At 69.8% G+C, this 17,999-nt stretch carries 15 protein-coding genes; 13 read left to right on the top strand and 2 right to left on the bottom strand.

Annotation, left to right across the window (positions count from 1 at the left end; all coding sequences use genetic code 11):
* Positions 1 to 69 precede the first annotated feature (69 nt).
* Complete coding sequence (locus tag J4H91_RS13365; protein WP_279544158.1) at positions 70 to 1,134, top strand: substrate-binding domain-containing protein; 1,065 nt, start codon at positions 70 to 72, stop codon at positions 1,132 to 1,134.
* Between the two features lie 116 nt (positions 1,135 to 1,250).
* Here the strand turns inward: J4H91_RS13365 and J4H91_RS13360 are convergent, their stop codons facing one another.
* Positions 1,251 to 2,927 (bottom strand): PucR family transcriptional regulator, encoded by a 1,677-nt coding sequence (locus J4H91_RS13360; RefSeq protein ID WP_208046757.1) that lies wholly within the window; start codon positions 2,925 to 2,927, stop codon positions 1,251 to 1,253.
* A gap of 183 nt (positions 2,928 to 3,110) precedes the next feature.
* Between J4H91_RS13360 and gabT the strand changes: the two genes are divergently transcribed.
* The 4 genes from gabT to J4H91_RS13340 all read left to right on the top strand — a co-directional run bounded on the left by gabT (position 3,111) and on the right by J4H91_RS13340 (position 9,268).
* Positions 3,111 to 4,448 carry a 4-aminobutyrate--2-oxoglutarate transaminase gene (gabT, locus tag J4H91_RS13355; RefSeq protein ID WP_208046756.1) on the top strand — a complete coding sequence of 446 codons (1,338 nt, stop codon included), beginning with the start codon at positions 3,111 to 3,113 and terminating at the stop codon, positions 4,446 to 4,448.
* Positions 4,449 to 4,547: 99 nt separating this feature from the next.
* Positions 4,548 to 6,014 carry an NAD-dependent succinate-semialdehyde dehydrogenase gene (locus tag J4H91_RS13350; protein ID WP_208046755.1) on the top strand — a complete coding sequence of 489 codons (1,467 nt, stop codon included), beginning with the start codon at positions 4,548 to 4,550 and terminating at the stop codon, positions 6,012 to 6,014.
* Positions 6,015 to 6,129: 115 nt separating this feature from the next.
* A complete protein-coding gene (locus tag J4H91_RS13345) occupies positions 6,130 to 6,465 on the top strand; it encodes a histone-like nucleoid-structuring protein Lsr2 (protein WP_208046754.1) in 336 nt (111 codons plus the stop codon).
* 217 nt (positions 6,466 to 6,682) lie between these two features.
* A complete protein-coding gene (locus J4H91_RS13340) occupies positions 6,683 to 9,268 on the top strand; it encodes a variant leucine-rich repeat-containing protein (RefSeq protein ID WP_208046753.1) in 2,586 nt (861 codons plus the stop codon).
* A 126-nt stretch (positions 9,269 to 9,394) separates the two neighbouring features.
* On the opposite strand, the gene J4H91_RS13335 is transcribed toward J4H91_RS13340, so the two are convergent.
* Entirely contained in the window at positions 9,395 to 10,039 is a 645-nt protein-coding gene (locus tag J4H91_RS13335; protein WP_208046752.1) for an RsmD family RNA methyltransferase, read from the bottom strand.
* A 100-nt stretch (positions 10,040 to 10,139) separates the two neighbouring features.
* On the opposite strand from J4H91_RS13335, the gene J4H91_RS13330 reads away from it, so the two are divergent.
* The 8 genes from J4H91_RS13330 (at position 10,140) to mutM (ending at position 17,614) form a co-directional block, all read left to right on the top strand.
* Positions 10,140 to 12,341, top strand: a complete 2,202-nt coding sequence (locus J4H91_RS13330; protein WP_208046751.1) for an ATP-dependent DNA helicase RecG — start codon at positions 10,140 to 10,142, stop codon at positions 12,339 to 12,341.
* An 83-nt stretch (positions 12,342 to 12,424) separates the two neighbouring features.
* Positions 12,425 to 13,819, top strand: a complete 1,395-nt coding sequence (locus J4H91_RS13325) for a histidine kinase (protein WP_208046750.1) — start codon at positions 12,425 to 12,427, stop codon at positions 13,817 to 13,819.
* Entirely contained in the window at positions 13,816 to 14,517 is a 702-nt protein-coding gene (locus tag J4H91_RS13320) for a response regulator (RefSeq protein ID WP_208046749.1), read from the top strand. Before J4H91_RS13325 ends, J4H91_RS13320 begins: the two co-directional genes overlap by 4 nt.
* 60 nt (positions 14,518 to 14,577) lie before the next feature.
* Entirely contained in the window at positions 14,578 to 15,069 is a 492-nt protein-coding gene (gene coaD, locus J4H91_RS13315; protein ID WP_208046748.1) for a pantetheine-phosphate adenylyltransferase, read from the top strand.
* A complete protein-coding gene (locus J4H91_RS13310; RefSeq protein WP_208046747.1) occupies positions 15,069 to 15,638 on the top strand; it encodes a YceD family protein in 570 nt (189 codons plus the stop codon). The genes coaD and J4H91_RS13310 overlap by 1 nt, the downstream gene beginning before the upstream one ends.
* A gap of 13 nt (positions 15,639 to 15,651) precedes the next feature.
* The gene (rpmF, locus tag J4H91_RS13305; RefSeq protein WP_017885009.1) at positions 15,652 to 15,855 is read left to right on the top strand and encodes a 50S ribosomal protein L32; all 204 of its coding nucleotides are present in this window, start codon (positions 15,652 to 15,654) and stop codon (positions 15,853 to 15,855) included.
* A 61-nt stretch (positions 15,856 to 15,916) separates the two neighbouring features.
* Entirely contained in the window at positions 15,917 to 16,582 is a 666-nt protein-coding gene (gene rnc / locus J4H91_RS13300; protein WP_208046775.1) for a ribonuclease III, read from the top strand.
* Between the two features lie 6 nt (positions 16,583 to 16,588).
* Positions 16,589 to 17,614: a bifunctional DNA-formamidopyrimidine glycosylase/DNA-(apurinic or apyrimidinic site) lyase gene (gene mutM, locus J4H91_RS13295; protein WP_208046746.1), complete on the top strand. Its 1,026-nt coding sequence runs from the start codon at positions 16,589 to 16,591 to the stop codon at positions 17,612 to 17,614.
* The last annotated feature ends 385 nt before the right edge of the window (positions 17,615 to 17,999 follow it).

Raw genomic sequence — 17,999 nt, 5'->3', positions numbered from 1 at the left:
CATCTCACACCTTCGCCTGCCGCCGTCGCCCGGCAGGCCGTCACGAACCGACAAGAGAAAGAGAATCCCATGAAGAACATCCGTGCGAATCGACCGACGATGCGCGGCCTCGCCCGTCTCGGCGCGGTCGGAGCGGCCGTGGCGCTCGGCGCCGTATCCCTCACCTCCTGCGGTGCGGGGGACCCGAACGCGGGCGGCGAGGACCAGGTGACGGTCGGCGTCACCGTGTACGACATGAGCTCCTTCATCACCGAGGGCAAGGAGGGGATGGAACGGATCGCCGAGGCCAACGGCATCGATCTGGTCTGGAACTCCGCGAGCAGCGACGTCAGCACGCAGGCCAACCAGGTGGATCAGTACATCCAGCAGAAGGTCGACGCGATCATCATCGTCCCGGTGCAGGCCGATTCCCTCGGCCCGCAGCTCGAGAAGGCGGAGAGCGCCGGCATCCCCGTGCTCGCCGTCAACGCGGCCCTCTCAGACAGCTCGAAGCTCGCGGCCACCGTGCTGCCCGACGACGTCGCGGCCGGTGAGCAGCAGATGCAGCAGATGGTCGATCACCTCGGAGGCGAGGGCAAGATCGTGATCCTGCAGACGAAGCTCGGCGCCTCCTACGAGATCGACCGCACGCAGGGCAATCAGAACGTGCTGGACGAGAACCCCGGCATCGAGGTTCTCGCCATGGACACGGGCAACAACACGCGCGACGAGGCCGTGAACAAGATGCGGAACTGGCTCACCGCATACGGCGATCAGATCCAGGGGATCGTCGCACAGAACGATGACATGGGGCTCGGTGCACTGCAGGCGATCCGGGAGGCGGGGCTCGACATCCCCATCGTCGGCATCGATGGCATCCAGGACGGCCTCCAGGCCGTCGCCGACGGCGACTTCCTGGGAACCTCGCTGCAGCACGGCACCGTGGAGCTCGCCACCGGCCTCGCCGTCGCCTACCGGATCGCCGAGAAGCAGGACGTCGAGAAGGAGTGGGTCTATGTCATGCCGCCGGTGGACGAGTCGAACATCGACGGGGTCATGAAGAACGTCGTCACCGACCGCAGCGCGCTGCTCGACCGACTGCCGGAACTGATCGAGAAGAACCTGAAGTCGGGCGACATCTCGAACGAGGAATGAAACGGCTGCGCTATCGGTGCCCCGCTGAGCGAGCGCGCCGTCCCCGCTGATTGAGCGAGCGCGCGGATCTTGAAGAAGAAATCGCGACAGCGATTTCTCACTATCCGCGCGCTCGCTCAAGCGGCGGAGTCGGCGCCCGCCGATCCGACGAGGCGCAGCGCCGCCCAGAGGTCGGCCCGGACATCCGGCGAGTCGAGGTCGACCTGCAGCAGTTCCGCGGCGGCGCGCACGCGCCCGGTGAGGGTGTGGCGATGTACTCCTAGCTCGGTCGCGGCCGCGCTGGTCTGGCCGTGGTGTCTGAGCCAGGCGGTGAGGCTCGTCTCGATGACATCGTCGTGCTTGCGGTCGTGGCGTCTGATCGGGGCGAGCATGCTCTCGGCCCGCTTGCGGGCCTCGGGCCGGGCGTCGAGCAGGCGCAGCACGCCCTCGTGCAGGGCGGGCAGGTAGTCGAGCGGCGCCTCGGCGTCGGACGAGCGCGCGTAGGCGAAGGCGCGTTCCGCCTGGTCGATCAGTTCGCCGAGTTCGCCGAGGTCGCCGCGCTCGGAGAAGCCGGCCGCGGTGCGGTGCGCGAGGAAGGCGCGTCGCAGCGCAGGCATGTGCCTGGTCTCCGCGATGATCAGCGGGGACCCGTCGTGGCTGGCGCAGAAGAGGCCCGGCGTAGCAGCGTCGAGCGAGTGCAGCTCCTCCACGAGCGTGGGGTCGAGCTGCTCGAACGGCGCGTGCCTCGCGACTGTGACCGACCCGCGCGGGAAGCGGACGACCGCGCTGTGGGCGAGCTTCTCGGCGAGGTCGGTGCTGCCCGCGAGCAGCAGCTGCACGATCGCCTCGCGGAGCGAGACCTGCGCGGCGTCGATGCCCGCGCGGTGCTCGAGCTGCACGGTGGCGAGCGCCGCCACGAGGCCGATCAGTGTGCGCTCCGCGTTGTCGGGCGCGCCGTGATCCTCGACGACGAGCACACCGAGCACCTGTCCGTGACGTCCCAGGGTCTGGAGCTGCATGCCCCCCGTGTCGCTGCCGATGCGGCCGGCGCTCACTCCGCGATCGATGAGGCGGCGCGTCTCGCGGCGGATCCACTCGGCCTGCACACGGCCGTGAGCCGTCTGCGGGGCGAACTCGATGACCCGGCCCGAGCGGTCGGTCACACACACCCAGCGGTCGAGGCGTGCCGCGGCCTCGCGCACGGCGGCGGCCAGCCCGTCGCGGTGCAGCGAGGCGTTCGCGACGGCGCGCTGCGACTCGAGCGCCCACTGATCCCGCTCGCGCGCGCCCGCTTCGAGCAGGCGGGCGGCGGTCTGCACGATCGTGATGAACGCGGTCGCGTAGGGGACCCGGAACAGCGGCAGCCCGAAACGATCGCAGGCCGAGACGATGGGGGCCGGGATGCGGTCCCAGTGCAGGCCGATCGCCACGCCCAGGGCGGTGACGCCGGCCTCGACGAGCCTGGACACGTAGGCGTCGGCTGCGGCGCCGTCGCGTATCGCCGCGAATCGGGCGCCGGTGGTGAGCAGCACGGTGCGAGGGGTGAGGAAGGGGGTGGGATCGCCGAGCTCGCTCACGTGTACCCACTGCACGGGGCGTGCGAGCACGCGCGCCGTGGCGGTGGCATCGTCGTCCTCCTCGTGGCCCTGCCGCTCGTCGCTCGGCGCGGGCGCGCCTTGTTCGCGTATCCCCGCTACGAGCACCAGGCCGAGCTGGTACTGCCGCAGCAGCTCGCCGAGCTCGATCACGGGGTGGTGAGGTGCGGGGTGAGGGATCGGGACGCGAGGCGATTCCTCGCGCGAAACGTCTGCCATGGATCCCTCTCGAATCTATTCTGCCAATCTGGTGAATCTCGCAACTGATTTCCTACATTGTGGCACCGCAGGCTGGGAGAGGGCGGAGCTATCCTGATCCAGAATCACGCCGGCCCTCGGGTGCAGCCCCCGGGTCGCTTCGAGACCGCTCCCTCCGGGAGCCCGGCAACAAGGAGAATCACCATGGTCGATGTCATCGGCGGTCCCTCGCTCCCGCAGGAGCGCAAGCTCGTCACCAGCATCCCCGGCCCGAAGTCGCAGGAGATCATCGCCCGCAAGAACGCCGCGGTCGCCGCGGGCGTCGGCGCCGCGCTTCCCATCTCGGTCGTCGCGGGTGGCGACGGCGTGCTCGTCGATGTCGACGGCAACTCGCTCATCGACCTCGGCTCGGGCATCGCGGTGACGGGCGTCGGCAACTCGGCTCCCCGCGTCGTCGAGGCCGTGCAGAAGCAGGTCGCGCAGTTCACCCACACCTGCTTCACGGTGACCCCGTACGAGGGCTACATCGCGGTCGCGGAGAAGCTCAACGAGCTCACGCCCGGCGATTTCGAGAAGCGCTCGGCGCTCTTCAACTCGGGCGCCGAGGCCGTCGAGAACGCGATCAAGATCGCGCGCCACTACACCAAGAAGAACGGCGTGGTCGTGTTCGACCACGCCTACCACGGCCGCACCAACCTCACCATGGGTATGACCGCGAAGAACATCCCCTACAAGGACGGCTTCGGCCCGTTCGCTCCCGAGGTCTACCGCGTGCCCACCTCGTACCCGTTCCGCGACGGCCTGACCGGCGCCGAGGCCGCCGAGGTCGCTCTGACCCAGATCGAAAAGCAGGTCGGCGCGTCGAACCTCGCCGCGATCATCATCGAGCCCATCCAGGGCGAGGGCGGCTTCATCGCCCCGGCCGAGGGCTTCCTGCCCGCGCTGCAGGAGTGGGCGACCGCCAACGGCGTCGTCTTCATCCTCGACGAGGTGCAGTCCGGCTTCGCCCGCACCGGCCAGATGTTCGCGGCCGAGCACGAGGGCGTCACCCCCGACCTGGTCACGACCGCCAAGGGCATCGCCGGCGGCCTGCCACTCTCCGCCGTCACCGGTCGCGCCGAGATCATGGACTCCGCGCACGCGGGCGGTCTCGGCGGCACCTACACGGGCAGCCCCATCGCCTGCGCCGCCGCTCTCGCGACGATCGAGACCTACCAGGCCGACAACCTGCTCGCCAGGGCCGCGCGTATCCAGGAGATCATCGAGGAGGTCTTCGGCGCCCTGCAGCAGTCCGACGATCGCATCGGCGATATCCGCGGCCGCGGTGCCATGATGGCGATCGAGCTCGTCGAGTCGGGCTCGAAGAAGCCCAACGCCACACTCACCTCGGCGGTCGCGAAGGCCGCCGCGGATCAGGGTGTGCTCGTGCTCACATGCGGCACCTACGGCAATGTGATCCGCTTCCTGCCCGCGCTGACCATCTCCGAGGAGTTGCTGCGCGACGGCCTGCAGGTCGTGGTGGACGCCATCGCCGCCAACTGACGAGACGCCCGGTCCTGTGCTCCGTCGCAGGATCCCGTACGAAGGTAGATTCTGCGCCCTGCCGCGCAGCCGCAGAACGACGAACAGAAAGTAGACATCATGGCACTGAAGCCCAATGAGCAGGAGCTGCTCGACCGCATCGAGAGCGGTCTCGGTATCGGCGGCAAGTGGGAGGCGTCGACGTCGGGCGCGACGTTCGACGTGACCGACCCGGCGACCGGCGAGGTCATCAAGACGATCGCCGACGCGACGGTCGAGGACGCGGTGCGCGCCCTCGACGCAGCGGTGGAGGCGCAGGAGGAGTGGGGCAACACACCGAGCCGGGTGCGCTCGAACATCCTGCGCCGCGCGTTCGATCTGCTGATGGAGCGCAAGGAGGAGTTCGCGCTGCTGATGGCGATGGAGATGGGCAAGCCCATCGCCGAGGCCCGCGGCGAGGTCGTGTACGGCGGCGAGTTCCTGCGCTGGTTCTCGGAGGAGGCCGTGCGCGTGCAGGGCGACTACCGTCAGAACCCCGAGGGTACCGGCAACATGGTGGTCTCGCACATCCCGGTCGGCCCGTGCTACTTCATCACGCCGTGGAACTTCCCGCTGGCCATGGCGACCCGCAAGATCGCTCCGGCGCTGGCCGCGGGCTGCACCTCGGTGATCAAGCCGGCGGCGCTCACCCCGCTGACCACGATCTACTTCGTGCAGCTGCTCGAGGAGGCGGGCCTGCCCGCCGGCGTCGTGAACGTGGTGCCGACCTCGAAGTCGTCGGCGCAGTCGAGCGCGCTGCTCAGCGATCCCCGCCTGCGCAAGCTCTCGTTCACCGGCTCGACCCCGGTGGGCGTGAAGCTGCTCGAGGCCGCGGCGCAGAACGTGCTGCGCACCTCGATGGAGCTCGGCGGCAACGCGCCGTTCGTGGTGTTCGAGGACGCCGATCTCGATAAGGCCGTCGAGGGTGCGATGCTCGCGAAGTTCCGCAACATCGGCCAGGCCTGCACCGCTGCGAACCGCATCATCGTGCACGAGTCGGTCGCCGATGAGTTCGCGCGCCGCGTGGGCGAGAAGGTCGCGGCGATGAAGATCGGCCGCGGCGCCGACGAGGGCAACGACATCGGCGCGCTGGTCGAGGAGAAGGCCGTGGCGAACACGGCGCGCCTCGTGGCCGACGCTGTCGAGACCGGCGGCACCGTCGTGACCGGCGGCGAGGCGATCGACGGCCCCGGGTTCTTCTTCCAGCCCACCGTGATCGATCACATCGGCCCGCAGGCCGCGATCATGCGCGAGGAGATCTTCGGCCCGGTGCTCGGCATCGTGCGCTTCTCCACCGAGGACGAGGCCGTCGAGATCGCGAACAACACCGAGTACGGTCTCGTGAGCTACGTGTTCACCGAGAACATCGGCCGCGGTCACCGCATGATCGAGAAGCTCGAGACGGGCATGATGGGCCTCAACACGGGCCTCGTGTCGAACGCTGCGGCTCCGTTCGGCGGCGTGAAGCAGTCGGGCATCGGTCGTGAGGGCGGCTTCGACGGCATCCACGAGTTCCTGAGCACCAAGTACACGCTGATCCCGCGCTGAGTTCGGGACCGCTGTCTGGGTCGGCGCGATTCCAACGATTCTCCCGGGAGAATCGGGGGAGTCGCGCCGACCTCTTTCCATGTCGCGGGGCCGGTGCGTGCGATACGGTGGATTCATGGCTATCCGGCATGTGCAGCAGCTCGTCGATGATCTCGACGGCACGGTGATCGAATCCGATTCGAAACCCGTGCGCTTCGGCCTCGACGGCGTGCAATACGAGATCGACCTGAACGAGGAGCACGCCGCGGAGCTGCGGCAGTTCCTCGCCCGATACGTCGAGGCGGGGCGTCGCGTCAAGCAGACGCGGGCGAAGCGCACGGGCGTCTCGCAGGCCGCTCGGGCCGAGACGCTCGACGCGATCCGCAAGTGGGCCCAGTCGGCCGGCTACGAGGTGTCCAACACGGGCCGCATTCCGAAGGCCGTGATGGAGGCCTACCAGTCGGCCGAGTGATGCGCAGCGCCGCGCGCCGGCGTGCGCGGCCGTCGGGTGCATCGTCGGGCTGAGGCCGTTCCGAGGGAGCGGGCGGCCCCTTTCCGACAGGGATCCCTCGCGAAAATCTCGCCCACGTCCTTTTTCGTACACCGTCCGCAGTTGTCGTAGAATCGTTACTACCCCTGCGGCACGCGCTCGGGGTGGCAGCCCGGCCCGGGCGGACGAGGACGGTCACATGGACGAGCACGCTTCGGATGCGGCCTTCGAGGGCGGCCTGTCACCGGACCTGACGCCGGAGCAGTTGGCGCATCTCGCGGCCGATCGGCCGGACCTGTGGGACCTGATCGAGTCGCACCCCAGCGTCTACCCCGATCTGCGGCAGTGGATCGCCGATCGAAGGGCCGAGTCGCAGGCCCCGCCGCCTCCGCGCCTGCCAGCCGCTCCCGAGGCGCTCGCGGCGCCGGTGGCACCGGCCGGATTCGTCGCGCCCGAAGCGTCGGTTGGAGCCGTGGCGTTCGGGGCCGTCGGCGCTGCGACCGACACTGCCGACGGCATCGGCGCCGTCCGTGCGCCCCGCGCCCCGCGTAAACGACTGGCGATGATCGCGGGAGCCGTCGCCGTCGCCCTGGCGCTCGGCGGGGGAGCAGGCGCTCTCGCGCTGACCGGCACCTGGCCGTTCGGCGAGGACGGTCCGCTCGGCGACTCGGGAGGGAGCGACGCGCAGACCGCGGCCGAGGTCGAGAAGATCACGTTCGAGAACGGGGTCGAGGAGAAGTGGACCGTCACCGGCGACGATCTGGGTGCCGACCTCGACGGGGGCGCGCAGCTGCGAGGCCACCTGCCGCGCATGATGGGGCCGATCAACCAGGCGAACCGGGCAGACCAGCCCATCCAACTCGCGTCGGGCGTGCTCATGCACTACTGGGAGCAGGCACCGGGCGATGTACCGGCGCGATGGGCCCTGCTCGACCCCGAGAGCGGCGAACCGAAGTGGCAGGAGGAAGGCCGGGGCTCACCGAGTTTCTGCGCGACCGACGATGCCGGTACGGAGGCCGTGTGCAACAGCGCTTTCGTGGGCGAGTCTCAGCTGATCGGGTTCGACGAGAACGGGATCGTCTTCGACGCGGAAGCGGAGCACGGCTCGGTGCTGTTCGAGGACGACGCGCTCCGTTTGCTGAGCGAGGAGCAGATCGCCGAGTTCGATCTCGAGGGACGGCAGGGAGACGTCACCCCGGTGAGCGGCGTCTTCGCGGGCACCGTGGGGAACGCGAGGACGCCCGACTGCGTGTGGCTCTACGGGGCCGGAACCTTGTCGTATGCGGGGCCCGGCTGCGATGCGCCGACCTCCGAGATCATCACCGATGCGGACGCGTTCAACTGGAGCGTCGTCGGAGATGAAGACCCGGTGCTGCTCATCGACGACATGCAGCGCGTTAGCGCTTATGATCCGGCCACCCGTGAGCTGCTGTGGGAGGTCGAGGGTGCGCTGCCCGGGTGGTTCCAGGACCCGCAGGTGGTTCGCGGGGACGGCGAGGACCGGCTGCTCATCGCGCAGTCGGAGGGGCAGAACTACCGGTATTCGCTGATCGGCATCGAATCGGGGGAGGTCACCGAGATCGATCACTCGGGCAACCACCCCGTCGGGGTCGTCGCGGCGGACCAGGTGTTGATCTTCGACGGGGATCGGGCGAGCGATGGCAGTCGCAACTCGATCTCCCGCGTCGAGGTGTTCGACGGCGAGAGCGGCGCCGAACTGTTCTCGGGGGAGTTCCCCGAGATCGGGAACGTGGCCGAGATCACCGGAGGTCCCCTGGGCGCGATCATCGGGCATAGTCTGTGCACCGATTGCACCACTGCCGAAGGTTCGCACGTCATCGACAGCTACACCTTCCTCGGGCCGGTGGATACCGCGGACGCCGAGACTGCGCAGGCCGCGAGCGTCACGATTCCCGACAGCATTCCCTACAACTGCCCCGCCGATACGATCCTGTTGGCCTGGGCCGAACTGCCCGATGGCTGGGTGCTCGTGTGCGGCGTGACGCTCGACGAGCCGACCTTCGTGGCCTATCAGCCGTCTGCGAAGGCCAAGGTCGTGTTCTCGAACGGGGCGAAGCAGCCGACCGGTGCCGACGCCAAGGCCTCGGTGAACTGGGACGCGAAGACGAAGCGCTACACGGCCGAGCTTTTGGGAGGGAACAAGCTGACCCTGGATTACGACCTCGGCACACTGACGGTGCGCGACGAGGCCGATGTGAAGACGGTCGAGCAGCAGCGCACGGTGCGCTACATCTTCGTGCCGCTCGGCGAGCGGATCCGCACGGTCGACGACAGCTCCGAGGGCGAGGGCACCTTCTCGGTGCAGAAGCCGAAGGACACCGCCGAGGATCAGATCCGGTACATGATCCAGGTGCTGGAGAAGGCCTACGACGGACGTGCGCTGGTGAAGGACGCGCTGCCGAAACTGCAGTACTGCACGGCGTCGGCCGGCGGTTACACCGACACGGTCGCCGCGATGAAGGCCGTGCGCGACAACCGCGCCGAGCTGCTGGAAGCACTGGCCTCGATGCCGGTCGACAAGATCCCGGAGGGCGAGGCGCTGCTCGACGACCTCACGGAGGCGATCCGCGTGTCGCACTCCGCCAACGTGGAGTACGTGGCCTGGGCCGAAGCGGCGAATGCGAGCGGGTGCGCGTCGCTATCGGCCTCGGGCCAGGCGGCCGCGGCGGCCTCGGATGCACCGAAGGAGCGCTTCGCCGCACGCTGGAACCGCGCGGTCGCCCCGACGTACGGCGTGCGCACCTTCGACGCCTGGTACATCTGAGCCGATGGGGATATCGGCAGAAATCGGGGGCGCTTGCGGTCGTTTTCAGGCGTTGAAGCGACCGGAAGAGTCTCCGATCTCCTCGGCGCGGGCCGTGGGGCGCAGGGCTGGTTCGACCCGCTTCGCTCAAGCGGCGGGAAGCGTCGGCTCCGCCCACCACAGCGCGGTCTCGCCGTAGCGGCGGTCGCGGAGCGGCCTCAGACCGGCGGGCCAGGACGGCTCGGGGGATCGGCTCGACCGCTCGACCAGCACGACCGCGTCCGCCGAGAGCAGCGGCACGAGCGCGGCGAGGTTCCCCGCGAGCTCGGTCTCCTCGAGGTCGTAGGGCGGGTCGAGCAGCGCGACATCCCAGAGCGAGGGATCCCCGTCGCCCGCCAAGGACGAGCCACCTGGGGGCGTCGACTCGAGGAAGGTCTGCACGGACTGCTTCACGACCACGATCTCGGGGGCCGATCCCTCGCTGCCTCTGCCGCCCTTCCCGCTACCGCGGCCGAAGGCTCCCAGCACCGTTCGTGCGTTGCGGCCGGCCACCTGCGCCGCCTGCGCGTGGCGCTCCACGAGCGTCACCGCCGAGGCGCCGCGGCTCGCCGCTTCGAGGCCGAGCGCACCCGAACCGGCGTAGAGGTCGAGCACGCGCGCGCCGTCGACGAGGCCCCAGGATTCGAGGGCCGAGAAGATCGCCTCGCGCACCCGGTCGCTCGTGGGCCGGGTGCCGGCCTTCGGCACCTCGAGGCGGAGGGATCCGGCGGCGCCCGCGATGATTCTGGTCACCCCACGAGGGTAGCGCGTGCGCGGAGGGCCGGGAAACGGGCGGGAGGCGCCGTGGGGAACCGTGCGGCGGCGTGTCGGCGGTCGGCACTAGCCTGGAGGCATGACCCGCGTCACGCTCGACAGCCGCCTCGACGGCGTCGTCGGCGCGCGCACCGCGAAGCCGCTCGCGCGCGCCTTCGACGTGCACACCGTCGGCGAACTGCTCATGCACCTGCCGCGCCGCTACTCGCGCCGCGGTGAGCTCACGCCGCTGCGGGGGCTGCCATCGGGCGAGCAGATCACGGTCGTCGCCCAGGTGCTCGACGTGCGGGAGCGGCAGATGCAGCGCAGGCGCGGCAGCATTCTGGAGGCGCGCATCACCGACGGCGAGGGATCGCTGACCCTCACCTTCTTCAACCAGTCGTGGCGCATCCGCGAGCTCGTGCCCGGCAGGCGCGGCATCTTCGCGGGCAAGGTGAGCGACTACCGCGGGCAGCTGCAATTGCAGCACCCGGAGTACGAGCTCTTCGACGACCGCGACGACGCGCCGGGCGGCGAGAAGCTCGACGAGGCCGCGGCGAAGGCGTGGGCCGAGACGCCGGTGCCGATCTACCCGGCGACCGCGCAGATGCCGAGCTGGACGGTGCAGAAGTCGATCGGTCTCGTGCTCGACGCGCTCGGAGAGGTGCCCGATCCTTTGCCGGCCGACGTGTTGCGCTCGGAAGGGATCGCGCCGCTCGGGCGGGCGCTCGAATTCGTGCACCGGCCGCAGCACGAGGCCGACTACCGCGAGGCGAGGCGCAGCCTGCTCTTCCGGGAGGCCTTCGAACTGCAGCTCGCACTGCTCGACCGGCGCAGGCGGGCCGAGGGTGAGGCCAGCACGCCGCGCCCGATCCCGGCGGACGGCGGCGGGCCGCTCGCGCGCTTCGACGCGGCACTGCCCTTCGAACTCACGGGGGATCAGCGCCGCGCGGGCGAGACGATCGCCGCAGAACTCGCACGCCCGCATCCCATGCACCGGTTGCTGCAGGGCGAGGTCGGCTCGGGCAAGACGCTCGTGGCGCTCAGGGCGATGCTGCAGGTCGCGGGCGGCGACGGGCAGAGCGCCCTGCTCGCACCGACCGAGGTGCTCGCGGCGCAGCACTTCCGCTCCGTCGTCGAGGCGCTGGGGCCCGATCTCGCCGCCGAGTTGAACCCGGTGCTGCTGACGGGACGCATGCCGGCGGCCGAGCGCAAGCGCGCCCTGCTCTCGATCGCCTCGGGCAACGCTCGGATCGCGGTCGGCACGCACGCGCTGCTCGGCGAGAACGTCTCCTTCTACGACCTCGGTCTCATCGTGGTCGACGAGCAGCACCGCTTCGGCGTCGAGCAGCGCGAGACGCTGCGCCGCAAGGGATCCGCACCGCACGTGCTCGCGATGACCGCGACGCCGATCCCTCGCACCGTCGCCCTGACCGCGTTCGGCGACCTCGAGGTGACCACGATCCGCGAGCTTCCGCCCGGCAGACTCGGCATCGAGACCTTCGCCGTGCCCGAACTCGAGATGCCAAACCGCGCGGCGCGCGTCTGGGCGCGCGCCCGCGAGGACATCGCGGCCGGACGCCAGGTCTACGTGGTCTGCCCCGCGATCTCGGCCGGGGTGCGGGAAGCCGGAGACGAGGAGCCCGAGGCCGCCCCGGACACCGAGGGCGGCGACAGCCCGTCGCGTCCCCTCGCGACGGTCGAGGGCACCGTCGCCGAGCTGCGCGGCAGGCCCGACTTCGCGGGAGTCGCCATCGAGGGGCTGCACGGCGCCATGCCCGGCCCTGAGAAGGATCGCGTGATGCGGGCCTTCGCGGCGGGGGAGATCGCCGTGCTCGTTGCGACCACCGTGATCGAGGTCGGCGTGAACGTGCCCAACGCGACCATCATGATCGTGCGCGACGCCGACCGCTTCGGCATCTCCCAGCTGCATCAGTTGCGCGGCAGGGTGGGCCGCGGCAGCCACGCCGGTCTCTGCCTGCTGATGACCGCCGCCGAGCAGGGGAGCGTCGCCCGCGAGCGTATCGACGCGATCGCCGCGACCTCCGACGGCTTCGCACTCGCCGAGGTCGACCTCGAGCTGCGCAGGGAGGGCGACATCCTCGGCACCGCGCAGTCGGGCGGCCGCTCGACGCTGCGGCTGCTGCGCGTGGCCGAGCACGGCGAGCTCATCGAGCACGCACGCGAGGTCGCGGGCGCGCTGCTCGACCGCGACCCCGAGCTCGGGTCGGCCCCCGGGCTCGCCGCCCTGCTCGCCCGCGAGCACGAGGCGGGGCTGCTCGACAACCTCGCGAAGTCGTGATGAGGGATCGCGGGGTACCCCGGTACCACGCCCCGGCACCCGGGGCCGATCCCGGCACGGGCGGCGGTCAGTAGGGTGAAGGGGTGAACGCAGAACCGTCGATCGCCGCCGAGGTGCGCCTCCCGCGCCCGCCAGGGGTGCTGCGGCGCGCGCTCGCGGCGCACCCGCTCGCCGTCGACGTGTTCATCGTCGTCTGGTACTTCATCGGCTGCGGCCTCGGCGTGCTGCTCGACCTCGCCGGTGCGTTCGGCGTCGCCACGGCCTGGGGACAGCCCTACTACCTGCACGGCGCCTGGTGGCTGCTCGCTCTCCTGAGAGCGCTCGTCACCGCCGCGGCCCTGCTCTACCGCCGCCGGTTCCCCCTGATCGGCCTGACCGCGGTGACGGTGCTGACGCTCGGCGACCCGACGGCGCAGACGCTGCCGAACGGCGTGGCCCTCCTGTTCCTGCTGTACGCGGTGCCCGTATACCGCAGCGTGTCCGCCGGTTGGGTCGGGTACGGCATCGCCCTCGCGGGCGCGATCGTCGGCTACTTCGTCTCCCAGGGGTCCGAACTGTCGGCCGGGGTCGTCGGCCCGGGCGGCACCCTGCTGGCGGAGAACGACGCCAACGGCTTCGGCACGGCCGATTTCATCGCGGTGTCGGTGATGACGGCGATGTGGTACCTCGCGGTGGTGCTGCTCGGCATCAACCTCGGCAACCGGAGGCGCTATCTCGAAGCGGTCATCGAGCGCGCCCATCAGCTCGCCAGAGAGAGGGACCAGCTCGCGCAGCTTGCCGTCGCCGAGGAGCGCTCGCGCATCGCCCGCGAGATGCACGACATCGTCGCGCACTCGGTCTCGGTGATGATCGCGCTCTCGGAGGGGGCCGCACGCGCGGTATCGGCCGCGCCCGATGCGGCGGCCGAGGCCATGGAGCGCAGCGCAGAGACCGGCCGCACCGCGCTCGCGGAGATGCGGCGCATGCTCGGCGCCCTGCAGGAGTCGGACGCGGCCGAGCTCGCGCCCCAACCCGGCGTCGAGGACCTGCCCGAGCTCGTCCGCGGTTTCCGCGATGCCGGGCTCGGCGTGGCCCTCGATGTGAGCGGTGACGCCTCGGGGGACCGCGGACAGGATCTCGCGGTCTACCGCGTTGTGCAGGAGGGACTCACGAACGTGCTGCGATACGCGGGCGTCGGTGCGCGCGCCGAGGTGTCCGTGCGCAGAGCCCCCGACCGCACACTCGTCGAGGTGCGCGACTTCGGGCCGGCAGCGGGATCCCACCCGCCCGAGTCGGGGCTGGGATCCGGCCGCGGCATCGCGGGACTCCGCGAGCGGGCCCGCTTCTTCGGCGGCGAGATCTGGGCGGGGCCGACGGCCGCCGCGGGCGGGGGCTGGGTGCTGCGGGCCGAGCTGCCGGTCAACGCAGACGCGCGCGAGCGCGGGGGATCCCTCGCCCCGAAGGGATCGGGAAACGTGGAAAGCGAGGAGGCACGATGAACGACGCGCCGATCAGGGTGATGCTGGTCGATGACCAGGAGCTGATCCGCACCGGATTCAGGCTGGTGCTGCTGGCGGAACCGGGCATCGAGGTGGTCGCCGAGGCCTCGGACGGCGGCGAGGCGCTCGCGGCCCTCGAAGCGGCGGGCGGCGCCTGCGACGTCGTGCTCATGGATGTGCGCATGCCGGGCATGAACGGCATCGAGGCGACGGCGCGGATCGTCGCCGAGCACCCGGACACGCGGGTGCTCGTGCTCACGACCTTCGACCTCGACGAGTACGCGGTGGGCGCCGTTCGAGCGGGGGCCAGCGGCTTCCTGCTGAAAGACGCGAGGCCCGCTGAGCTGATCGACGCCATCCGGCGCGTGGCCGACGGCGACGCAGCGATGGCGCCGAGCGTGACGAAGCGGCTGATCGCGCAGCTGCGCGAGGGGGAGACGGGGCTCGGGGCCGCGGGCACCGGTGAAACCTCCGTCGAGGCGCCCAGCGGCTTCGACGCCGCAGCCTTCGATGCGCTCACCGAACGCGAGCTGGAGGTGCTGCGGTTGATCGCGGCCGGCCGCAACAACTCCGAGATCGGCGGCGAGCTGTTCCTCTCGGAGTCGACGGTGAAGACGCACGTCGGGCGCGTGCTCGCCAAGCTGCAGCTGCGAGACCGCGTGCACGCCGTGATCTACGCCAAGGAGCACGGGCTCTGATCTCTCCCTTATCCCCTCGAACGCAGCGTTCTCGCGGGCAGCACCCCGTAGGCTGATGGCATGACGAAAATCGCAGTGGTTCCCGGTTCCTTCGATCCGGTCACGATGGGGCACATGGACGTCATCCTGCGCGCCGCCGGAGTCTTCGACGAGGTGCACGTGCTCGTCGTGCACAACCCCGGCAAGAACGCGATGCTGCCGATCTCCGAGCGCGTGGCGCTGATCCAGAAGTCGCTCGACGAGGCCGGCGCCCCCGAGAACATCACCGTCGCATCGTGGTCGGTCGGCCTGCTCGTCGACTACTGCACCGAGGTCGGCGCCTCGGTGCTCGTCAAGGGCATCCGCTCGCAGATCGACGTCGCCTATGAGACGCCGATGGTCATCATGAACCGCAGCCTCGCCGGCGTCGAGACGGTCTTCATGCTGCCCGATCCCGCCCACGCGCACGTCTCGAGCACCCTCGTGCGCCAGGTCGCCGAGCTCGGCGGCGACGTCACCCCGTACGTGCCCGCCCCCGTGGCGCGCTTCCTCGACAAGCGGAGGCCCGCCTGATGTCCGGCGTCAAGGTCTATCAGGAGAACGTCCGCGATCTCATCAACCGACCTGGTGAGATGCGCGAGCGCTCGCGCAGCTTCGCCGTTCCCGAGAAACTCGGGGAGGCGCTCGCCGAGGTGCGCGAGGGTGAGGAGATGGCGCTCGATGTGCGTCTCGAGTCGGTGCACGAGGGCATTCTGGTGTCGGCCGAGGTGCGCACGACCATGCACGCGGAGTGCGGTCGGTGCCTGAATGAGTTCGCCACGCCGTTGCAAATCGAATTTCAGGAGCTTTTCGCGTATACTCCTACGGAGGCCGACGAGTACGGGGTTCACGGTGATCACGTGGATCTTGAACCCCCGCTCCGAGATGCGGTAGTGCTTGCACTGCCGTTTCAGCCTGTGTGTCGCCCGGACTGTCCGGGACTCGATCCCGAGTCCGGTGAGCTGCGCGATGCCGAGGCTGAGGGGTCGCCCGATGCGGACATCGATCCGAGGTGGGCGGCGCTGGCGGGTTTTCAGACGAATGCCGCCGCGGCTGAAGATGAACCTGGTGCGGGTGAGACTCCCGGGCCCGTAAGCAAGTAGGAAAGAGAACATCATGGCTGTTCCCAAGCGGAAGATGTCGCGCTCGAACACCCGTCACCGCCGTTCGGCGTGGAAGGCCGAGGCTCCCAAGCTGGTGAAGACCGTCGAGAACGGCCGCACCGTCTACAGCCTCCCGCACCGCGCCCGCGTGGTCGAGGACTCGCAGGGCAACGCCCTCTTCCTCGAGTACAAGGGCCGCAAGGTCGCCGACGCCTGAGTTGGAGTCGCAGACTCGAGAGCCGTCGGGTGCGCCGCAGGGCGACCCCGGCGGCTTTCTCATGCCCTTCGGTGTGACGGTCGACCCCGAACTGCTCGAGCTCGCGCTCACGCACCGCTCCTGGGCCTACGAGCACGGGGGTGCCCCGCACAACGAGCGGCTCGAGTTTCTCGGCGACTCGATCCTCGGCCAGGCCGTCACCGTCAAGCTGTATCGCGACTACCCCGAGCTGAGCGAGGGCGAGCTCGCGAAGCGCCGCGCGGCGCTCGTGTCGACGGTCGCGCTCGCGGAGATTGCGCGCGGCCTCGACCTCGGTGCCCTGCTGCGCCTCGGCAAGGGGGAGAAGCAGACCGGCGGACGCAACAAGGACTCGATCCTCGCCGACACCGTCGAGGCGATCATCGGCGCCGTCTTCCTCTCGACCGACCCCGCGACGGCCGATCGCTTCGTGCTCGACCTCATCGCCCCGCTGCTCGCGGACCCCGAGCGGTTCACGGTCACCCTCGACCCGAAGACCTCGCTGCAGAAGCTCGCGGCGGAGCGCGGCCTGCCGCACCCGCCCTACGACACCACGGGGTCGGGGCCCGACCACGATCGCCGGTACACCTCCCATGTCACGCTCGACGGCGTGACGGGCACCGGTTCGGGCACCAGCAAGAAGGTGGCCGAGCTCGCGGCCGCCCGCGATGCGGTCGAGCGGCTGCGTTCGAAGCGCCGTAAGAGGTAGTCGGGCGTGCCCGAGCTTCCCGAAGTCGAGGTGGTGCGGGCCGGGCTCGCGCCGGCTGTGACGGGTGCCACCGTCATCTCTGCCGAGGTGAGGGATCCTCGCGCCCTCAAGCGCCATCTGCCGCTCGGAGCCGACGGGCTTCCCGGCGATGACGGGCTGGGCGGACACGGGGTCAGGCTGCCGTTCGAGGCCGGGGTCGCGCGTGCCGCGGACTTCGAGCGGCGGGTGACCGGGCTCGTGCTCGACGCGCCTCGGCGCCGCGGCAAGTTCATGTGGATCCCCGTCGAGCGGGGAGCCGGCGACGAGTCGCAGCCCGGTTCGGTTCCGATTCCGCTGGTTGAGCGAGGAGCTCGCGACGAGTCGAAACCCGATCAGCTCGCTCTCCTCGCGCACCTCGGCATGAGCGGTCAGATGCTGCTGCGCGCCCATGACGCGCCCGATGATCGACACGTGCGCATCCGCCTGTGGATCGAACACCCCGCGCACGGCGAACTGCGGCTCGACTTCGCGGATCAGCGGCTGTTCGGATCCCTCGCCCTCGATCGCCTGCTCCCCGCACCCGACGGTATCGACCTGATTCCCGGTCAGGCCCTGCACATCGCCCGCGATCCGCTCGACCCCGCCTTCGACGATGCGGGATTTCTGCTCGCGCTGCGGCGGCGTGGAGTCGGGGTGAAGAAGCTGCTGCTGGATCAGACCCTGGTGAGCGGCGTCGGCAACATCTACGCCGATGAGGCGCTGTGGCGAGCGAGGATTCATCCCGAGACCCCGGGAACCGCAATCGGGCCGCGCAAGGCGCGCGAGCTGCTCTCGGCGCTGCGCGACGTCTTCACGCAGGCGCTGGCGGAAGGCGGCACGAGTTTCGATGCGCAGTATGTGAACGTCAACGGGCAGGCGGGGTACTTCGCCCACTCGCTCAACGCCTACGGCCGCCAGGGCGCGCCGTGCCCGCGCTGCGGACGCCCGATCGTGCGCGAGAGTTTCATGAATCGCGGTTCGCACTTCTGCCCGAAGTGCCAGCAGTTGCGTTAGTCAGGAAACCATAAACTGGTGGGATGAGTGGTAGCGCCAGAACAAACGATCGTCTTCATCAGATACGGGTTCGGAGGGCCACACGGTCTGATCTTGAAGCAGCCGCTCTGACCCTTGCGGAGGCCTTTGCTGTTTACCCGTGGACACAGTGGAGCATTCCCGCGGATGGTTACGCAATTCGGCTGGAGGAGCTTCAACGGCTTTACCTCGCCCACGCACTTGCGCACGGGCTCGTCTTTGTGGACGAGAACCTAAAGTGGCTCTTCGGATTTGAGAGTGTAGGCCGATCGGTGAGTACGCCTGGGTAGAACGAAGACCTCGTAAGAGAATCAGGGTGTTCAACGTCCATCGTTCTCTCACGAGGTCTTCGTGTTTAACGCTACCT

It is taken from the genome of Leucobacter ruminantium (genome assembly GCF_017565705.1).
Taxonomy (GTDB): domain Bacteria; phylum Actinomycetota; class Actinomycetes; order Actinomycetales; family Microbacteriaceae; genus Leucobacter; species Leucobacter ruminantium.
This window is presented reverse-complemented; position numbering and strand designations above follow the sequence as displayed.

Coding starts and splice junctions, on each gene's coding strand:
- J4H91_RS13320 (WP_208046749.1), top strand. CDS start 13,816: ATGAACGACGCGCCGATCAGGGTGATGCTGGTCGATGACCAGGAGCTG.
- gabT (WP_208046756.1), top strand. CDS start 3,111: ATGGTCGATGTCATCGGCGGTCCCTCGCTCCCGCAGGAGCGCAAGCTC.
- coaD (WP_208046748.1), top strand. CDS start 14,578: ATGACGAAAATCGCAGTGGTTCCCGGTTCCTTCGATCCGGTCACGATG.
- rpmF (WP_017885009.1), top strand. CDS start 15,652: ATGGCTGTTCCCAAGCGGAAGATGTCGCGCTCGAACACCCGTCACCGC.
- J4H91_RS13310 (WP_208046747.1), top strand. CDS start 15,069: ATGTCCGGCGTCAAGGTCTATCAGGAGAACGTCCGCGATCTCATCAAC.
- J4H91_RS13360 (WP_208046757.1), bottom strand. CDS start 2,927: ATGGCAGACGTTTCGCGCGAGGAATCGCCTCGCGTCCCGATCCCTCAC.
- J4H91_RS13330 (WP_208046751.1), top strand. CDS start 10,140: ATGACCCGCGTCACGCTCGACAGCCGCCTCGACGGCGTCGTCGGCGCG.
- J4H91_RS13345 (WP_208046754.1), top strand. CDS start 6,130: ATGGCTATCCGGCATGTGCAGCAGCTCGTCGATGATCTCGACGGCACG.
- J4H91_RS13365 (WP_279544158.1), top strand. CDS start 70: ATGAAGAACATCCGTGCGAATCGACCGACGATGCGCGGCCTCGCCCGT.
- rnc (WP_208046775.1), top strand. CDS start 15,917: ATGCCCTTCGGTGTGACGGTCGACCCCGAACTGCTCGAGCTCGCGCTC.
- J4H91_RS13340 (WP_208046753.1), top strand. CDS start 6,683: ATGGACGAGCACGCTTCGGATGCGGCCTTCGAGGGCGGCCTGTCACCG.
- J4H91_RS13350 (WP_208046755.1), top strand. CDS start 4,548: ATGGCACTGAAGCCCAATGAGCAGGAGCTGCTCGACCGCATCGAGAGC.